This is a genomic window from Candidatus Pseudothioglobus sp. uisw_070 (assembly GCF_059512545.2).
The window spans coordinates 1,288,567-1,304,466 of record NZ_CM183456.2 but is presented as its reverse complement, the minus strand read 5'-3'; the positions used below and the strand labels follow the sequence as shown (position 1 = coordinate 1,304,466).

Here is a 15,900-nt window from a genome sequence, read left to right as displayed (position 1 = left end):
AGATTTATTTTAACTGACTTGCTAATAAATAAACTTCTTTAGATCTTGGACGAGATGCTTTTGGTTTGATGACAGAAACTTTTTTAAAAATATTTCTAGCATTTTTAACATAAACATCAAAACCATCACCCTGAAAGACTTTGACAATAAAGTTGCCATTTTTTGACAAGGTTTTAACGGCCATATCTAGTGCTAGTTCAGCTAAATACATCGACTTAGGCTGATCAACAGATAGTTGGCCGCTCATGTTTGGTGCCATATCAGACAAAACAGTATCAACCTTTTTGCCATTAGTCATTAATATCAAATCATCATATACGGACTGCTCTGTAAAGTCTCCTTGAAGAAAACTAACTCCGCTTATTTCTTCAATTGGCAAAATATCGCTCGCAATTACCTGCCCAGATTTACCAGTAAACTTTACTGCAACTTGTGACCACCCTCCAGGTGCAGCGCCTAAATCTAAAACTTTATCGCCACTTTTAATAAGTTGACCCTTTTCAATAATTTCAAGTAGCTTATAGACTGCTCTGCATCGATAGCCTTCTTTTTGTGCTTTTTTTACGTATTCATCGCTTAAATGTTCCTGCATCCAGCGACGAGAGCTTCCTTTTTTTGCCACAGCTTCAAAAATAAATAGAATATTAGATGCATTTTATAAGAGAAGAGTATCCAGCAATATTAAATTGATTTTTGATTTAGCTTGGGCATTGTTAGGTTTTTACGGGATAATACGACATCGATTTTCTATGAGTACATTATTAAATGGCAAACAATTTAAGAAATATAGCAATTATCGCTCACGTTGACCACGGAAAGACTACGTTAGTAGATAAATTACTTTCTCAATCGCAAACATTTGATGATCGTTTTAAGGCGACTGACAGGATGATGGATTCTAACGATCTTGAAAAAGAAAGAGGAATCACGATTAGCTCAAAAAATACAGCTATTAAATGGGGTGATTATAGAATTAATATTGTTGATACCCCAGGCCACGCTGACTTTGGTGGTGAGGTTGAAAGAGTGCTTTCTATGGTCGATAGTGTATTGCTTTTAGTTGATGCTAGTGATGGCCCAATGCCTCAAACTCGTTTTGTTACAAAGAAAGCTTTTGAGCAGGGCCTTAACCCAATTGTAGTGATTAACAAGATTGATCGTGATAGCTCTAGACCTGACTGGGTAATTGATCAGGTTTTTGAGCTATTTGATCAGTTAGGCGCTACTGAAGAGCAGTTAGATTTTCCAGTTATATATGCCTCAGCACTCGGTGGCTATGCATCTGAAGATGATACTGCTAGAGAGGGTAATATGACCCCAATGTTTGAATTAATTGTTGAAAAAGCACCCGCTCCTAAGGTGGATATTGATGGTCCATTTCAAATGCAGATAACGTCATTAGACTACTCTTCATTTGTAGGGGCAATTGGAATTGGAAGAATTGAAAGAGGTGTTGCTAAGAAAAATTCGCAGAACGTCTTAATTTCACCTGATGGAACTGAGCGTAAAGTTAAAATTGTTCAGCTCTTAGGTTTTAATGGTCTAGAGAGGCATGATGTTAGCTCAGCTAATGCTGGCGATATAGTTGGGGTAGTTGGTATTGAAAATATATCAATTTCAGATACGATTTGTGATGTAACTAAAGTTGAGGCATTACCTCCTTTAAGTGTTGATGAGCCTACAGTTAGTATGGCATTCAGAGTTAACGATTCTCCATTTGCAGGACTAGATGGAAAATATATTACATCCAGAAATATAAGAGAAAGGCTTGATAAAGAGCTTATTTATAATGTAGCTTTAAGAGTTGAAAATACTACAGATTCTTCTGAGTTTGTGGTTTCAGGTAGGGGTGAGTTACACCTTTCAATTTTGATTGAAACGATGCGAAGAGAGGGCTTTGAACTATCGGTAGGAAGGCCTCAAGTTATTCTTAGAGAAATTGACGGCGTTACCTGTGAACCTTTTGAAGATTTAACGGTGGATGTTGAATCTGTTCATCAGGGTTCGGTGATGGAAAAATTAGGCGAAAGAAAGGCGGAGCTATCAAATATGACTCCAGATGGAAAAGGGCGAGTAAAGCTTGATTTTATAATTCCAGCTAGAGGTTTAATTGGATTTCGAACTGAGTTTTTAACGGCAACAACTGGAACTGGGCTTATGTACTCAACATTTGACTCTTATAAGCCTCAAAAGGATGGAAAGATTGGCCAAAGAACGAATGGATCTTTAATTTCAATGAATCAAGGTAAATCTGTTGCTTATGCGATATTTAATTTGCAGAAAAGTGGTAAGTTTTTTGTGGGCCATGGAGAGGATATTTATGAAGGAATGGTCGTAGGAATTAATACAAGGGATAAAGATCTTGTAATTAATGTTATGAAAGGGAAGCAGTTAACTAACGTAAGAGCATCAGGTACTGATGAGGCAGTTGCATTAACGCCAAAAATTACTTTAGATTTAGAGCAAGCACTGGAGTTTATCGATGACGACGAGTTAGTGGAAGTTACTCCTCATAACATCAGAATTCGTAAAAGACTGCTTACTGAAAACCTGAGAAAAAGGTCAAAGAGTTCATAAACTCTTCACTGTTTCTTCATTGTTCGCCTATATAATCATTCGATTTGAGCTATATTAAAAGTAAATTATGGATTCTTTTTTAAATTTTTTAGTTAGGCAAAAAAAGTTTGCCTTAGTTTTTTCCCTTGCCTTTATAGCGATTGGTACGCTAGCTGTTGTTGGAATGCAAAGAGATCAGTTTCCTGCAGTTGATTTTGAAATTCTTAGTGTTACGACCGCTTATCCTGGAGCGTCTCCTGAAGACGTTGAAAAAGCAGTTACAAATGTAATCGAAAAAGAATTATCAAGCGTTGGTGGTATTAAAGAAATATCCTCAACCTCTCGTGAAGGGCTCTCATCTATTATTGTTACCTTAGAGGCAGACTTAAAGGATGTTCAGACAGTAAAAAATGATGTACGAAATGCTGTAAATCAAGTCAAAAGTTTTCCTGAAGAGGTAACAGATCTGCCTCAGGTGGTTGATTTTAATGTTTCTGAATTCCCAATTATTACTATCAACATTGACGGCTCCTTGATAGGTTATGACCAATCAAGACAAATTACAGATGATTTAGAAACAGCTCTTCTTAAAGTCAAAGGTGTCTCTGCGATCGACAAAAGTGGCTATCTAGATAGTGAAATCCAAATTAAAGTTAACCCAGACAAGCTTGATAAATATAACATGTCAATTAATGAAGTTATCTCTGCAATTTCTTCTAGAAATGCTCGTTTTACGGTTGGAGATAATAATCAACAAGACTTAGAAAAAAATATTGTCATATTGTCTGAATTTGAAAGTGTTGATGACATTAAAAACGTTGTTATTAAATCTAGCTTTGATGGACCTGTTATAAGGCTTATTGATATTGCTGAAGTTTTTAGAGGTGAAGAAGAAGAAAAATCTATAACTCGAGTAAATGGAACTAAGGGCTTTATTCTTGAGATTAAAAAAACTAGTCAAGCAGATATTATTAGAACTGCAAAAAGAGTTAAAGAGCGAGTATCAGAGCTGCAAGAATATTATCCAGATGAGATTAACATTTTTTTTACTGATGACTCTTCATTGGCAGTTGCAAACAGAATTGATATAATTCTTAAAAATGGCTATATTGGTCTCGCACTAGTTCTTGTTGTGTTAGGCGTCTTCCTTTCCATAAAAACTGCCTTTTGGGTTGCTGTTAGTATTCCAGTAACTTTGTTAGGAACTGTCGCCTTTATGGGACTAACAGGTAATACAATAAACTTAATATCTCTTTCTGGTTTCATCATTGTGCTGGGAATTGTGGTGGATGATAGTATTGTTATTGCTGAAAGTATTCATCACTATAAGGCAAAGGGTGGAGATCTCTATAAAAATGTTGTTACTGGTCTAAAGCGGGTTATTCTTCCTGTTATAACGACCATAATATCGACCATGCTTGTGATGTCATCATTCTTTTTAATGTCTGGAACTTTAGGAAAGTTTATTTATGTGCTTCCAGTAGTTGTAATATTTGCCTTAGGAATTTCTTTTTTAGAGATTACCTTTGCGCTTCCAGCTCACCTTGCAACTCAAAAAGTGGAAAAACAAAAGACTTGGTTTATCCCATTTGAGAACCTCTACAACAGGATGATGCACCATGCTTTAAGATGGCGTTATTTAATTGTTCCACTATTTATTGCTTTACTAATATATTCGGCAATTTTTGCTGTCAAAAATATTCCATTTAATTTATTTCCTTCAAGAGGTGCAACGGTAATCTTTTCAAACATTGAAACTCCTAATGGAAGCTCTGCTGCCTATACTGAAAATATTGTTATACAGGTTGAAAATATAATTGCTAATGAGATAGGAGACGACCTTGACTCTTTCACAAGCAAGATTGGAAGTTATTTTACAAATATCGCAAACATTAAAATTACTCTTACTCCAACAAGTGATAGAGAAAGAACTGCAGAAGACATGGCAGATAAGCTTGAAGCACTAGTGGCAGATATTGAGGGTGCTGACAAAATTGATATAACCTTAATAGCTCCTGGACCTCCAAGAGGCTCTGATATTGAGGTTACGCTTGTTTCTGAAAATGATGCTCAGAGAAGTTTAGCTGCCAATAGATTCGAAGAAATTCTCAGCTCTATTGAAGGCGTTGATGATATAGATCGTAATGATGAGATTGGTAAACCTAGAATCGAAACAGTACTTGATTTTGATGAGATGGCTCGTCTAGGTGTTGATTATCAGTCAGTTTATAGGCATCTTAGAACAGCATTTTCAGGCTCTTATGTGACTGATATTACTATTGCTGGAAACGAGGAGGATGTAAGAGTCTATATAGGAGAAAATGATTACACTGAGAATTTCATTAAGAATACTTCTGTCAAAAATCGTCAAGGCAAGCTAATACCAATGAGTCAATTCTCTACGCTTCGTGAAATTGAGGGAGAGCCTGATTACAATCATTTTGATGGTGATAGGTCCATTAAGCTTTCAGCAAGTATTGATGAGCGGGTAACAAATAAAACCAAAACTTTGAAAACCTCATTAGAGGAATTAAATCTTGCGATTGATTTTCCTCAAGTATCGATCATTACGGGTGGTGGAGCGCAAGAGCAAATTGACTCATTACGAGATTTTCTTTACGCTTTTGTTGTAGCAATTGTTGGTATTTTTCTTATCCTTGCTATACTATTTAACTCATACTCTCAACCCCTTCTTGTTCTAGCAAGCTTTCCATTTGCGCTAATTGGGGTTGTTTGGGCATTTCATTTCCATGGTTATTCCTTAAGTTTCTTCGCTCTAACAGGCGCTCTAGGTTTGATGGGAGTTATTGTTAACGACTCCTTAGTTATGGTTAGCCACTTAAATTATATTAAGCATAAAAGTGCCAAACTAGAAGACAAAATTGTTTGGATTGCAAAAGGCTCAAGGGATCGTTTAAGAGCGGTAGTTTTGACTACTCTAACAACAATGGCAGGAGTATTGCCACTTGCGTATGGGGTTGGCGGCAAAGACGAGTTTTTACAACCAATGGTTCTCGCACTCGGCTATGGACTAATGTTTGGAACACTTCTAACTTTAGTTCTTCTACCTTGCATGTATCTGATGAACTACGATTTTATTAATATGCTTGGTAGAGTTAAAACAAAGTTTTCTAGAAAGAAAGTAGTCGTCTAATTACTTGTTTTGAAGTGCTAAGCGAATAAGCTGCTCAGTAGAAAGGTTTTGGTCAGAAATTTTTGAAACCATTTTATTGGCTTCTTTCGTTTTAAAACCTAGAGATTGAAGCGCCTCAATGGCTTGAATACTATTCGGATTTCCACTCTGTTTAAATTCATGGGCGCTGCCACCAGGACTTCCAACTAGTTCAAGCTTACTCAGCCTATCTTGAAGTTCTACAATTAGTTTAAGGGCAGTTTTCTTTCCAATCCCTGGAGTTTTTGCTAAAAGCTCTGCGTCCTCATTTGAAATACATTCAATAAGAGCATTTACAGAAAGGTGTGACAAAATTGCAAGAGCAACTTTAGGGCCAACACCATTAACCCTTATTAACTCTCTAAAAATACTTTTTTCATCCTTAGTAATAAATCCAAATAACGTGTGTGCATCTTCTTTAATGCTTAAATGAGTGAATAATAATGTATCTTCTGAGGTTTTATCAAGCTGATAAAACGTGGACATAGGGCACAGTATTTCATAGCCAATACCACCAACTTCTAGAAGTACTTCGGGTGGATTCTTGCTAATAATTTTACCTTTTAGATGACCAATCATAACCAGGGGTGCTTTTTAAAGTGTTCTGTTTCAAATAAACGTATTTGATCTTCATATTGCAATGTTAAACCAATATCATCAAGCCCATTGATGAGTCTGCGTTTTCTTTCGGGGTCAACATTAAATTCAAAAGAATGAGTATCTGTCGTTACACTTTGGTCATGAAGATCGATGACTATGTTTCCGGTATATTCAAACAGACCATCCACAATTTCGCTACTTAAAACAACTGGAAGAATGCCATTTTTAAAGCAGTTGTTATAGAAAATATCAGCAAAGCTAGGTGCAATAATTACTCTAAATCCAAAGTCTTCTAATGCCCATGGAGCATGCTCTCGAGAGGAGCCACAACCAAAGTTTCTTCTGGTCAGTAGAATTTGAGCTTTTGAATATTTAGGATTATTTAATACAAAGTCAGGATTGATTGGTCGTTTTGAATTATCCATCCCAGGCTCACCATGATCTAAATAACGCCATTCATCAAATAAGTTAGGGCCAAATCCACTTTTTTTAATAGACTTTAAGAACTGTTTTGGAATGATTGCGTCAGTATCAATATTTGCCCGATCTAAAGGCGTAGCAATAGAACTTAAAGAGGTGAATTTTTTCATGTCTCTACCCCTGAAAAATGTCCTGCAATAGCACTCGCTGCAGCAATTGCTGGGCTTACAAGATGAGTAAAGGATCCCTGCCCTTGTCTGCCTTCAAAGTTTCTATTTGATGTGCTCGCACACCTCTCTCCAACTTCTAATTTATCTGCATTCATTGCAAGGCACATTGAGCATCCTGGCTCTCTCCACTCAAAACCTGCATCTTTAAAAATTTTATCAAGTCCTTCATCTTCAGCTTGCTTTTTCACAAGTCCAGAGCCTGGAACTACAAGAGCAAGCTTTATGTTATGAGCAATTTTTTTACCCTTTGCAACAGAAGCTGCTATTCTTAAATCTTCAATTCTTGAGTTAGTGCAAGAGCCAATAAATACTTTATCTATTGCTACCGAACTCATTGAGGTATTAGGTTTTAAATGAATGTACTTTAAAGCATTGCGAATACTTTCAGCTTTAACTTCATCTTTCTCTAATTTTGGATCAGGTGTCGAGCCATTAATATCAACGACCATCTCTGGAGATGTCCCCCAAGTGACTTGAGGCTTAATAAGACTTGCATCAATTAAGATTGATTCATCAAAGTTCGAATCAGCATCACTATGAAGGGTCTTCCAATATTTTACGGCTGCGTCCCAATTCTCACCTACCGGTGAAAAAGGCCTACCTTTAACATAGTTAATAGTTTTATCATCAACTGCTACAATACCAACCTTTGCCCCCGCCTCTATCGACATATTACAAAGCGTCATTCGACCTTCTATGCTCATATCTCGAATTGTTGAGCCACAAAATTCAATTGCAAATCCAGTTCCACCTGCCGTACCAATTTTTCCAATCACATACAATGCGACATCTTTAGCACTTACATCATTTGCTAATTGGCCTTTAACTTCAATCTTCATGTTTTTAGCTTTGTTCTGCCATAAGCAGCCAGTTGCAAGTACATGCTCAACTTCAGAAGTTCCAATTCCAAAGGCCAGTGCTCCAAGAGCGCCATGAGTTGTTGTATGTGAATCGCCACAAACGATACTCATTCCAGGAAGTGTTGCTCCCTGTTCAGGCCCAATAACGTGAACAATCCCTTGTCGGATATCATTCATTTGAATTTCATTTATTTCAAATGTTTCACAGTTCTTGTCTAGCGTTTCAACCTGAAGCCTTGAGATTGGATCGGTTATGCTACTAACCCCACTTGATCTTTCTGTAGTTGGAACGTTATGATCAGGAACCGCAAGGTTAGATTTGTTGCGCCAAATCTTTCTACCAGCTAAAGTAAGTCCTTCAAATGCTTGTGGAGAAGTGACTTCATGAATAAGCTGACGATCTATATAAATAAGCGATGCTCCATCCTGGTCATGGACCATATGAGTGCTCATTAATTTATCGTAAAGAGTTTGAGACATTATTAGTTAGTAATACTTGATAAAATGACTATTTTACATTTCTAAGTTAGCCTCAATTATAGAAATATATAACAAGTGATTATATTTCTAGGTGACTCTGAGGTGTTAATTTTAAAGTTTAAAGGTTAAATTTATGTGCGGTATTTGTGGCCAATTACGATTTGATGGGGAGATTGTTTCTACAAAATCTCTAGATGATATGATGAGTAAACTTGCCAAAAGAGGGCCTGATTCAAAAGGAAAGTGGTTTGAAGGAAAGGTTGGGTTTGGGCATCAGCGCTTAAGTATTATTGACTTGTCGAATTTAGGGTCTCAACCAATGGTAGATGATCTTCTTAAATTAACATTAGTATTTAACGGAACGATATACAACTATAAGGCACTTCGAGCTCTATTAATAGGCAAAGGGTATGATTTTTTCTCAAACTCTGATACAGAAGTAATAATAAAGGCATATCATTTTTGGGGCGAAGATTGCGTGAAACATCTTGATGGAATGTTTGCTTTTGCTATTTGGGATCAATCTTCTCAGCAACTTTTTGTTGCAAGAGATAGGATGGGCATTAAACCTCTATACTTTAATATCACTCCTAAAGCATTTACTTTTGCATCAAATTCACAGGCTTTACTTACTCAAGAACTTGATAAAAGTATTAATCCTGTTGCTTTGCATCAACAGTTATCTCTTCATGGGGTTGTGCCAGCTCCAAATACAATTATTAATGGAATTCAGAAATTAAAGCCAGGTACTTTTTTTACGTTAAGTCCTAATGGTAAATTACGCGAAAAAACATATTGGCATCCAAGCGCAAAAAGGCTTGAGGAAAATATTTCAGATCAGGACTATATTGAAAGAACGCATGAGCTATTAACTGCAGCAGTTATGAAGAGGATGTCTGCATCTGACGTGTCAATAGGAGTTTTACTTTCGGGAGGATTAGACTCATCGCTTATTGTTGCTCTTTTAAAGGAAGCAGGCCATGAAGATATTCGCACTTTTTCAATAGGATTTGAAGACATCGATGATGAAGTTGGAAGTGAGTTTGAGTATTCAGATCAAATTGTCTCAAAATTTGAAACTCAGCATAAAAAATATCAAGTGAGTAATAAAGAAGTACTTCCACGATTATCAGAAGCAGTTATGAATATGTCTGAGCCAATGGTTGGCCAAGATGCCGTAGCTTTTTATTTGCTCTCTGAGCAAGTTTCAAAGCATACTAAAGTTGTCTTATCTGGACAAGGGGCTGATGAAGCGTTCGCTGGGTATTTTTGGTATCCAAGAATGGCGAATGAACAAGGTAATGAAGTAGAACGTTTCTCAAAGCATTATGTTGATAGGCCGCATGATGAGTTTTTACAAACAGTATCATCGATATATCAAGGTGAGAATCATACTCATAATTGGTTAAACAAGGAGTTTTTAAAGCCAGGCGCTGATTCTTTTATTGATAAAGTATTTCGCACTGATATGACAAGATTAATTGTTGATGACCCAGTTAAACGAGTCGACAATATGACTATGGCATGGGGCCTTGAGGCTAGAGTGCCATTTATGGATACTGACCTAGTTGAATGGGCGCTAAGCATACCACCTTCATTAAAAATGAGGGATGAGGGAAAGTACCCTCTTAAAGAGATTTCAAGAGGACTCCTGCCAAATTCTGTAATAGATCGGAAAAAAGGTTATTTTCCAATGCCAGCTCTAAAGTATATTCAGGGTGATTTTTTGGAATTTATGTCTGATATACTTTTGTCCAGTGCTTGTCGTAATAGAGGTATTTTTAATCAACAATATATTGATAAAGTGATTAATTCTCCTAAAGACTATATGACAGCTTTGAATGGATCAAGACTGTGGCACTTAGCTTTGCTTGAGTATTGGCTTCAACTTAATGTAGATAACTAGTCCATGGAAAAAATTGTAATTTATACAGATGGTGGTTGCCGAGGAAATCCTGGAATTGGTGGATGGGGCGCATGGTTGAGATACAAAGATCATGACAAGAAATTAAAAGGCTCAGAGTTAAATACTACAAACAATAAGATGGAGCTAACAGCATCAATTAAAGCACTACAAGCGCTTAAATCAAGTGATATTACTGTTGATTTATATACAGATTCCAAGTACGTTATACAGGGCATAAATGATTGGATTGAAGGCTGGAAGGCAAAAGGATGGAAGACTGCTAATAAGAAGCCGGTTAAAAATGTAGAGCTCTGGAAGCAATTAGACGTCCTAAATAAGGAATTTTCTGTAAATTGGCACTGGGTTAAAGGCCATAGTGACGATCCAGGTAATGACATGGCGGATCTGTTGGCAAATCAAGCCATGGATGAAATTAGTTAGTTTCTAGTAATTCAGGGTGCTCGAGATAATCTAATTCATTTCGACTAAAATTTGATAAAAGCCTTGCTTCAATATTAAATGGCCCACGCAAGTTAGACCCAATGTGTTTTTTTATTAACAAATCAAAAGTCTTAATTGGGTCAAGATCTCTTTTATGACATAGGTATTGATACCAATAGTTCCCAATTTTTACGTGCCCAATTTCATCTTTAAAAATAATATCTAAAATTTCAACCATCTTATGAAGGTTTGCATCTTTAAATTTTTTTCTAATTCTTGGGGTTACATCTAAACCTCTCGCTTCTAAAACTCTAGGAACCAAAGCCATCCTCGATAAAACATCATAATCTGTGTCAACTGTCATTTGCCACAAGCCGTTATGAGCATCAAAATCACCATAACTATATCCAATAGACCCAAGGTAATTTTTGAGAAGTGAGAAGTGCGTTGTCTCCTCGCTGGCCACTTGAATCCAGTCTGCATAATACTGATGGGGCATTTCTTGAAATCTATAGATTGCATCTAAGGCTAAATTTATTGAATTAAATTCAATATGACAAATCGCATGGATATTTTTTATCATGCCTAAATCTGAGCGATCTCTTTTTGGGGTTCCTTTGAAGTCAACTAAGCTTGGTTTCAAAGGCCTCCCTGGGGAAGGAATTTTAATGACCTTGACTTTTAATTCATTGATATCAAGTGGAATATGGTATTTTTTTAAATCATTAATTAGTAAAATTTTTCTCTCTACATCGTTGCAAATTAGGGCTTCATAAGCAAGTTTAAAGAGTGACATAAGATCCTGAGGGTATATCCTTTAAGTCCCACTTATCAATTCTTGTTCTAATTAGCCTGAGCGTTGGAAATCCTACGCTTGCAGTCATTCTGCGTACTTGACGATTTCTTCCTTCGCTAATTGAAATTTCAATCCAAGAAGTTGGAATATTTTTCCTTACTCTTATTGGAGGTGTTCTTGCCCAAAGCCAGTTAGGTTCTTCAATTATTTTGACGGCTGCAGGCTTAGTATTTCCATCCTTAAGTTTAATGCCTTTCTCTAGGGCAGAAGCTGCAGTAGAACTTAGCTCTCCTTCTACTTGCACGACATAGGTTTTGGTTTTATTATATTTTGGGTTGGATATTAAGTTTTGTAACTTGCCATCATCTGTAAGAATCACCAGTCCCTCTGAGTCTTTATCAAGCCTACCAGCTGGATAGACATTCGGTATGTCGACGAAGTCTGATAATGTATTATTATCACCACTGAACTGGCAGATAACTCCAAACGGTTTATTCAAAGCAATAAGTTTAGCCATAAATATATTTTGCTCTTGCAACAAATGAATCTAATTGAGAATTGGCTATATTTTTAAAAACAGGCGACAAAGCCATATCAATTAGCATTGATTTAAATTTAAATTGAAGATCTAAATGAATTTTTGCGGCATTTTCACCAAGTGGCTCAAAGCGCCATTCACCTGAAAGCTCATCAAATGGACCATCAACTAGCTCCATCGCAATTGATTGATAGGGTGTCATAGTGTTTAGTGTCGAAAACGTTTGTTTAATGCCGCCTTTATTAATCTCGACTGACGCAGTGATTTGGTCGTCAGATTGATTTAAAATAGAGGAGGAATCACACCAGTTTAAAAATTGAGAGTAGTCATCAATATTGTTAACTAACTCAAACATTTGTTGGGGTGTATATGGAACAATTGCGCTTTTTGAAATACGATGCATGGCAAAAAATAAAAAAGATAATTCAAATACTATTGCTTTAAATAAAAAAGCAAGGCATGACTATTTTATCGAACAAAGCCTTGAAGCAGGTTTAAGTTTGCTTGGCTGGGAAGTTAAAAGCCTTAGAGATAGCAAAGTTCAAATTACTGAAAGCTATGTGATTTACAAAAATAATGAGCTGTTCCTTTTTGGTGCTCATATATCTCCACTAAATTCAGCTTCCAGTCATGTTGAATGTGATCCAACAAGAACTCGAAAATTACTATTAAACAGACTTGAAATTAATAGACTTCGAGAAAAAATTACTCAAAAAGGAGCTACAGTTGTTCCATTAAAACTCTATTGGGCAAGAGGTAGGGTCAAGTTAGAAATTGGTGTAGCTAAAGGAAAAAAAGGCCATGATAAGCGTCAGGATATTAAAGAAAGAGACTGGAAAATGGATAAAGCAAGAGCGCTTAAAGAAGGGAATCGCTAGAATAAAATATTTTTTTTACATTATTTTTCAAATAACTTTATTTTGATAGTACAATAACTTCTAGATACAGCGTTGGAGGCAGATGGTTTCTTTTGATTCTTTCCTCCTGAAATAGGTTTAAAGTTACCTCTTTCGCTTTGTCTTTTTTTATAACAAACTTTTATTGGAGAGAATTAAAATGAATAAATCAGAATTAATTGATGCAATTGCTTCAGGTGCTAATTTATCTAAAGCTGATGCTGCAAGAGCCCTAAACGCAACAACTGGTGCTATTACTTCAGCAATGGCAAGTGGTGATGGAGTTCAGCTTACTGGCTTTGGTAGCTTTGTAGTTAGAGCCCGTGCTGCTCGCAGTGGTCGTAATCCTCAAACAGGCGCTACGATTCAAATTAAAGCTTCAAATGTAGCTGCATTCAAAGCTGGTAAGGCATTGAAAGACGCATGTAACTAGTAATTAAATTAGTTATCTAAAAAAGGCGCCCTTGGGCGCCTTTTTTTATTTAAAAAAACATTATGCAAAAATTGTATTTTAAAGTTGGATATACACTTACTGGACTGATTTTATTTATCGCTCTAGTTTATATGGGTATTGGATACTTTATATATTCAACACTTGCAAAAGCTGATCCTGGGTGTTCTGTGGATTGTGAAAATACGCCTGGTAGCTATCAAGATAATTCAAAAGAAAGTGATTTTCCTTTTGAAAAATATATCGTTGATTATTGGGAGTCTCATCAATATTCTGCTGGTGATGAAGATATCCAAATCGACGCATGGTGGATTCCTATAGATAGGAATGGGCCAGGTGAAGCTCCTGTTGTTATCCTAGTGCATGGCTTAAGGTCAAGTAAGTATGACTCTGATATATTATTAGTTGCAGCTATATTAAATCAAGCTGGCTTCAATACACTTTTGTTTGATCAGCGAGATCATGGCATGTCTACTATTGAGGATGGAAAAATTAGCATTGGAACTAAAGAATACCGTGATGTTATTGCAAGTGTAGATTGGCTAGTAAATACTCAATCTATTAACCCTAAAAGTATTGGAATCTATGGATTATCGATGGGTGCAGGAACTGCTGCAATTGCTTTTGGATTAGATAATAGGATTCAAGCTGCTATTTTAGATTCTGGATTCTCCAATCTTTACACTATAGTTGAAGAGGAGCTTCAAAGAGAAGGGTATCCACCATGGCTTGCTAAGGGGGCAATTTGGTCAGCATTTATATTTGGTAATGAAACATTACTTGAGCCTTCGCCAAAGCTTGCTTTTAAAAATCATGACGACCGTCCAATATTTGCAATACATGGAACTTCTGATACAAGAGTTTTGCCTCATAATACGTCTGATATGGAAAGTCTGGCTACAAAATATGGGGCAAACTTAACAATCTGGTTGGCTGAAAATGCTATACATTCTGGAGTTAAATTTATGTACTTGGGAGACTTTTCTAATAGAGTAGTAGAATTTTTTGGAAGTAGTCTTGAGGGCATACTCAAAGATAATAAAGAGTAATTTTTAATATTATAAATCCAATAACTTAGACTCGTAATATGTATTTTTGAATCCAATTGGTTGATATACTATTTTGAAGACTTTTAATTAGTACCCTGAAATGACAAAATTTACTCCCTTCTGGTGGGACGGCCAGCCACAATTCAAAAATACTGAAGCACTTCCATTGAATGCAGATATTGTCATTATTGGCGCTGGTTATACAGGATTAAGCGCAGCTTTAACATTGTCAAAATTTGGCAAAAATGTTATTGTTCTAGATTCAGAGATGATTGGATTTGGAGCAAGTACTAGGAATGGTGGAATGCTAGGTTCTGGTCATAAGGTTTCAACAGACCAGGCAAAGAAAAAATATGGCGAAGTTATTGCAGCAGAAATTCATAAAGAAGCTAATGCTTCACTAGCATTTACATCTAACTTGATTGAAGAAAATAATATTGATTGTGAGTTTAATGTTTGTGGAAGATTAAGAACTTCATGGCTTCCTATAGATCAAGTTAGTATGGCAGATAACTTACAAAAATTAAAAGCTATTGATGACTTTAATTCTAAAATGATTGGTCCTGATATGATGTCTAAGTCAATAAAAACAGAGTTATATTTTGGAGGTCAGTTTTATCAAGATCATGGCTCAGTTCAGCCGCGTAAATTTCATTATGGCTTATTAAAGCTTGCATTAGAAGCAGGGGCAATGGTCTTTGGCAATAGGCATGTAGTTAAAGTTAATAAATTAAAAAAAAATGGATTTGATGTTTTAACTTCAAATTCAAAAATTCACTGTAAGCAAGTTCTTATGGCCACTAATGGATATACAAGGCCAAGTCTTTCTAAGTATTTAGCAAGGCGCGTATTACCAGTACCAAGTTTTGTAATAACAACAGTGGATATTGGTAAAGATAAAGTTCAGACTCTTTTGCCTGGCGGTCATTGCATGGTTGAAACCCGAAAGCGCTATTGTTACTATAGGCCAACTCCTTGCGGAACAAGAATAATGCTAGGAACGCGTGCAGCTATGCATTCGATTTCTGCTGAAGATGCATTACCAACTCTGCGTAAAATGCTTATAGAAATTTTTCCTTCTTTAGAAGGTGTTGAAATTAGTCATTGTTGGACTGGATTTACAGGCTTTACTTTCAGTCAATTACCAAATCTTAGTGTTAATAAAGGGGTTTATTCTGCACTAGGCTACTGTGGAAATGGAGTTGCAATGGCGCCATACTTGGGTCATATGGCTGCATTGAAAATGTTAAATCCTGATCAAAAAGTAACTGTTTTTGAAGAAACACCTCTGCAAACTAGACCTTACTATTATGGAAAGCCGTGGTTTCTTCCAATTGCGAGCGCTTATTTTAGGGCTTTTGATTTATTAGATTACCATCGTCGAACAAAATTAATTAAGAAGATTTAACCTAATAAAGAAGTTTTTTAATTGATAAGCATATCTTCTTTTTTTATCTCTGAGCATAAGAAATATACAACTGCATGGTAAAATACCGGCTTTTTAA

General features: G+C 36.1%; 15 protein-coding genes. 8 read left to right on the top strand and 7 right to left on the bottom strand.

Translation table 11 applies throughout. The features are described from left to right. Positions 1 to 4 precede the first annotated feature (4 nt). Positions 5 to 622, bottom strand: coding sequence for a 23S rRNA (uridine(2552)-2'-O)-methyltransferase RlmE (gene rlmE / locus AC5YGD_RS06535; protein WP_496141175.1), 618 nt, complete (start codon positions 620 to 622; stop codon positions 5 to 7). A gap of 143 nt (positions 623 to 765) precedes the next feature. Here rlmE and typA point away from each other — a divergent pair, with 143 nt between their 5' ends. Then, a complete protein-coding gene (gene typA, locus AC5YGD_RS06530; protein WP_416686355.1) occupies positions 766 to 2,577 on the top strand; it encodes a translational GTPase TypA in 1,812 nt (603 codons plus the stop codon). Positions 2,578 to 2,644: 67 nt separating this feature from the next. Beyond that, complete coding sequence (locus AC5YGD_RS06525; protein ID WP_416694556.1) at positions 2,645 to 5,710, top strand: efflux RND transporter permease subunit; 3,066 nt, start codon at positions 2,645 to 2,647, stop codon at positions 5,708 to 5,710. Here the strand turns inward: AC5YGD_RS06525 and ruvA are convergent, their stop codons facing one another. Genes ruvA through leuC form a run of 3 tightly spaced genes read right to left on the bottom strand, consistent with a single transcriptional unit; the run spans position 5,711 to position 8,318 of the window. Next, the gene (gene ruvA / locus AC5YGD_RS06520) at positions 5,711 to 6,307 is read right to left on the bottom strand and encodes a Holliday junction branch migration protein RuvA (protein ID WP_416686353.1); all 597 of its coding nucleotides are present in this window, start codon (positions 6,305 to 6,307) and stop codon (positions 5,711 to 5,713) included. Continuing rightward, positions 6,304 to 6,918, bottom strand: coding sequence for a 3-isopropylmalate dehydratase small subunit (gene leuD, locus AC5YGD_RS06515; RefSeq protein WP_496141174.1), 615 nt, complete (start codon positions 6,916 to 6,918; stop codon positions 6,304 to 6,306). Before leuD ends, ruvA begins: the two co-directional genes overlap by 4 nt. Further along, positions 6,915 to 8,318 (bottom strand): 3-isopropylmalate dehydratase large subunit, encoded by a 1,404-nt coding sequence (gene leuC, locus AC5YGD_RS06510; RefSeq protein WP_416686352.1) that lies wholly within the window; start codon positions 8,316 to 8,318, stop codon positions 6,915 to 6,917. Before leuC ends, leuD begins: the two co-directional genes overlap by 4 nt. A gap of 133 nt (positions 8,319 to 8,451) precedes the next feature. On the opposite strand from leuC, the gene AC5YGD_RS06505 reads away from it, so the two are divergent. Continuing rightward, complete coding sequence (locus AC5YGD_RS06505; RefSeq protein WP_496141173.1) at positions 8,452 to 10,224, top strand: N-acetylglutaminylglutamine amidotransferase; 1,773 nt, start codon at positions 8,452 to 8,454, stop codon at positions 10,222 to 10,224. A gap of 3 nt (positions 10,225 to 10,227) precedes the next feature. Then, positions 10,228 to 10,665, top strand: coding sequence for a ribonuclease HI (rnhA, locus tag AC5YGD_RS06500; RefSeq protein ID WP_416677369.1), 438 nt, complete (start codon positions 10,228 to 10,230; stop codon positions 10,663 to 10,665). Here the strand turns inward: rnhA and AC5YGD_RS06495 are convergent. The 3 genes from AC5YGD_RS06495 to AC5YGD_RS06485 are packed head-to-tail and all read right to left on the bottom strand — an operon-like array spanning position 10,658 to position 12,402. Continuing rightward, the gene (locus AC5YGD_RS06495; protein ID WP_496141172.1) at positions 10,658 to 11,461 is read right to left on the bottom strand and encodes a DUF455 family protein; all 804 of its coding nucleotides are present in this window, start codon (positions 11,459 to 11,461) and stop codon (positions 10,658 to 10,660) included. The genes rnhA and AC5YGD_RS06495 overlap by 8 nt on opposite strands. Beyond that, positions 11,448 to 11,978: a pseudouridine synthase gene (locus AC5YGD_RS06490; protein WP_416677366.1), complete on the bottom strand. Its 531-nt coding sequence runs from the start codon at positions 11,976 to 11,978 to the stop codon at positions 11,448 to 11,450. The genes AC5YGD_RS06495 and AC5YGD_RS06490 overlap by 14 nt, the downstream gene beginning before the upstream one ends. Further along, complete coding sequence (locus AC5YGD_RS06485; protein ID WP_496141171.1) at positions 11,971 to 12,402, bottom strand: SRPBCC family protein; 432 nt, start codon at positions 12,400 to 12,402, stop codon at positions 11,971 to 11,973. The genes AC5YGD_RS06490 and AC5YGD_RS06485 overlap by 8 nt, the downstream gene beginning before the upstream one ends. Here AC5YGD_RS06485 and smpB point away from each other — a divergent pair. The 4 genes from smpB to AC5YGD_RS06465 all read left to right on the top strand — a co-directional run bounded on the left by smpB (position 12,401) and on the right by AC5YGD_RS06465 (position 15,803). After that, the gene (smpB, locus tag AC5YGD_RS06480; RefSeq protein ID WP_271540940.1) at positions 12,401 to 12,877 is read left to right on the top strand and encodes an SsrA-binding protein SmpB; all 477 of its coding nucleotides are present in this window, start codon (positions 12,401 to 12,403) and stop codon (positions 12,875 to 12,877) included. The genes AC5YGD_RS06485 and smpB overlap by 2 nt on opposite strands. A gap of 178 nt (positions 12,878 to 13,055) precedes the next feature. Beyond that, on the top strand, positions 13,056 to 13,328 hold the full coding sequence (locus tag AC5YGD_RS06475; protein ID WP_271540941.1) for an HU family DNA-binding protein: 273 nt from the start codon (positions 13,056 to 13,058) through the stop codon (positions 13,326 to 13,328). A gap of 62 nt (positions 13,329 to 13,390) precedes the next feature. Next, a complete protein-coding gene (locus AC5YGD_RS06470; protein WP_496141170.1) occupies positions 13,391 to 14,395 on the top strand; it encodes an alpha/beta fold hydrolase in 1,005 nt (334 codons plus the stop codon). A gap of 100 nt (positions 14,396 to 14,495) precedes the next feature. Then, positions 14,496 to 15,803 carry an FAD-dependent oxidoreductase gene (locus AC5YGD_RS06465; RefSeq protein WP_496141169.1) on the top strand — a complete coding sequence of 436 codons (1,308 nt, stop codon included), beginning with the start codon at positions 14,496 to 14,498 and terminating at the stop codon, positions 15,801 to 15,803. Positions 15,804 to 15,900: the final 97 nt, after the last annotated feature.

Coding starts and splice junctions, on each gene's coding strand:
- typA (WP_416686355.1), top strand. CDS start 766: ATGGCAAACAATTTAAGAAATATAGCAATTATCGCTCACGTTGACCAC.
- AC5YGD_RS06525 (WP_416694556.1), top strand. CDS start 2,645: ATGGATTCTTTTTTAAATTTTTTAGTTAGGCAAAAAAAGTTTGCCTTA.
- ruvA (WP_416686353.1), bottom strand. CDS start 6,307: ATGATTGGTCATCTAAAAGGTAAAATTATTAGCAAGAATCCACCCGAA.
- leuD (WP_496141174.1), bottom strand. CDS start 6,918: ATGAAAAAATTCACCTCTTTAAGTTCTATTGCTACGCCTTTAGATCGG.
- leuC (WP_416686352.1), bottom strand. CDS start 8,318: ATGTCTCAAACTCTTTACGATAAATTAATGAGCACTCATATGGTCCAT.
- AC5YGD_RS06505 (WP_496141173.1), top strand. CDS start 8,452: ATGTGCGGTATTTGTGGCCAATTACGATTTGATGGGGAGATTGTTTCT.
- rnhA (WP_416677369.1), top strand. CDS start 10,228: ATGGAAAAAATTGTAATTTATACAGATGGTGGTTGCCGAGGAAATCCT.
- AC5YGD_RS06495 (WP_496141172.1), bottom strand. CDS start 11,461: ATGTCACTCTTTAAACTTGCTTATGAAGCCCTAATTTGCAACGATGTA.
- AC5YGD_RS06490 (WP_416677366.1), bottom strand. CDS start 11,978: ATGGCTAAACTTATTGCTTTGAATAAACCGTTTGGAGTTATCTGCCAG.
- smpB (WP_271540940.1), top strand. CDS start 12,401: ATGGCAAAAAATAAAAAAGATAATTCAAATACTATTGCTTTAAATAAA.
- AC5YGD_RS06485 (WP_496141171.1), bottom strand. CDS start 12,402: ATGCATCGTATTTCAAAAAGCGCAATTGTTCCATATACACCCCAACAA.
- AC5YGD_RS06475 (WP_271540941.1), top strand. CDS start 13,056: ATGAATAAATCAGAATTAATTGATGCAATTGCTTCAGGTGCTAATTTA.
- AC5YGD_RS06470 (WP_496141170.1), top strand. CDS start 13,391: ATGCAAAAATTGTATTTTAAAGTTGGATATACACTTACTGGACTGATT.
- AC5YGD_RS06465 (WP_496141169.1), top strand. CDS start 14,496: ATGACAAAATTTACTCCCTTCTGGTGGGACGGCCAGCCACAATTCAAA.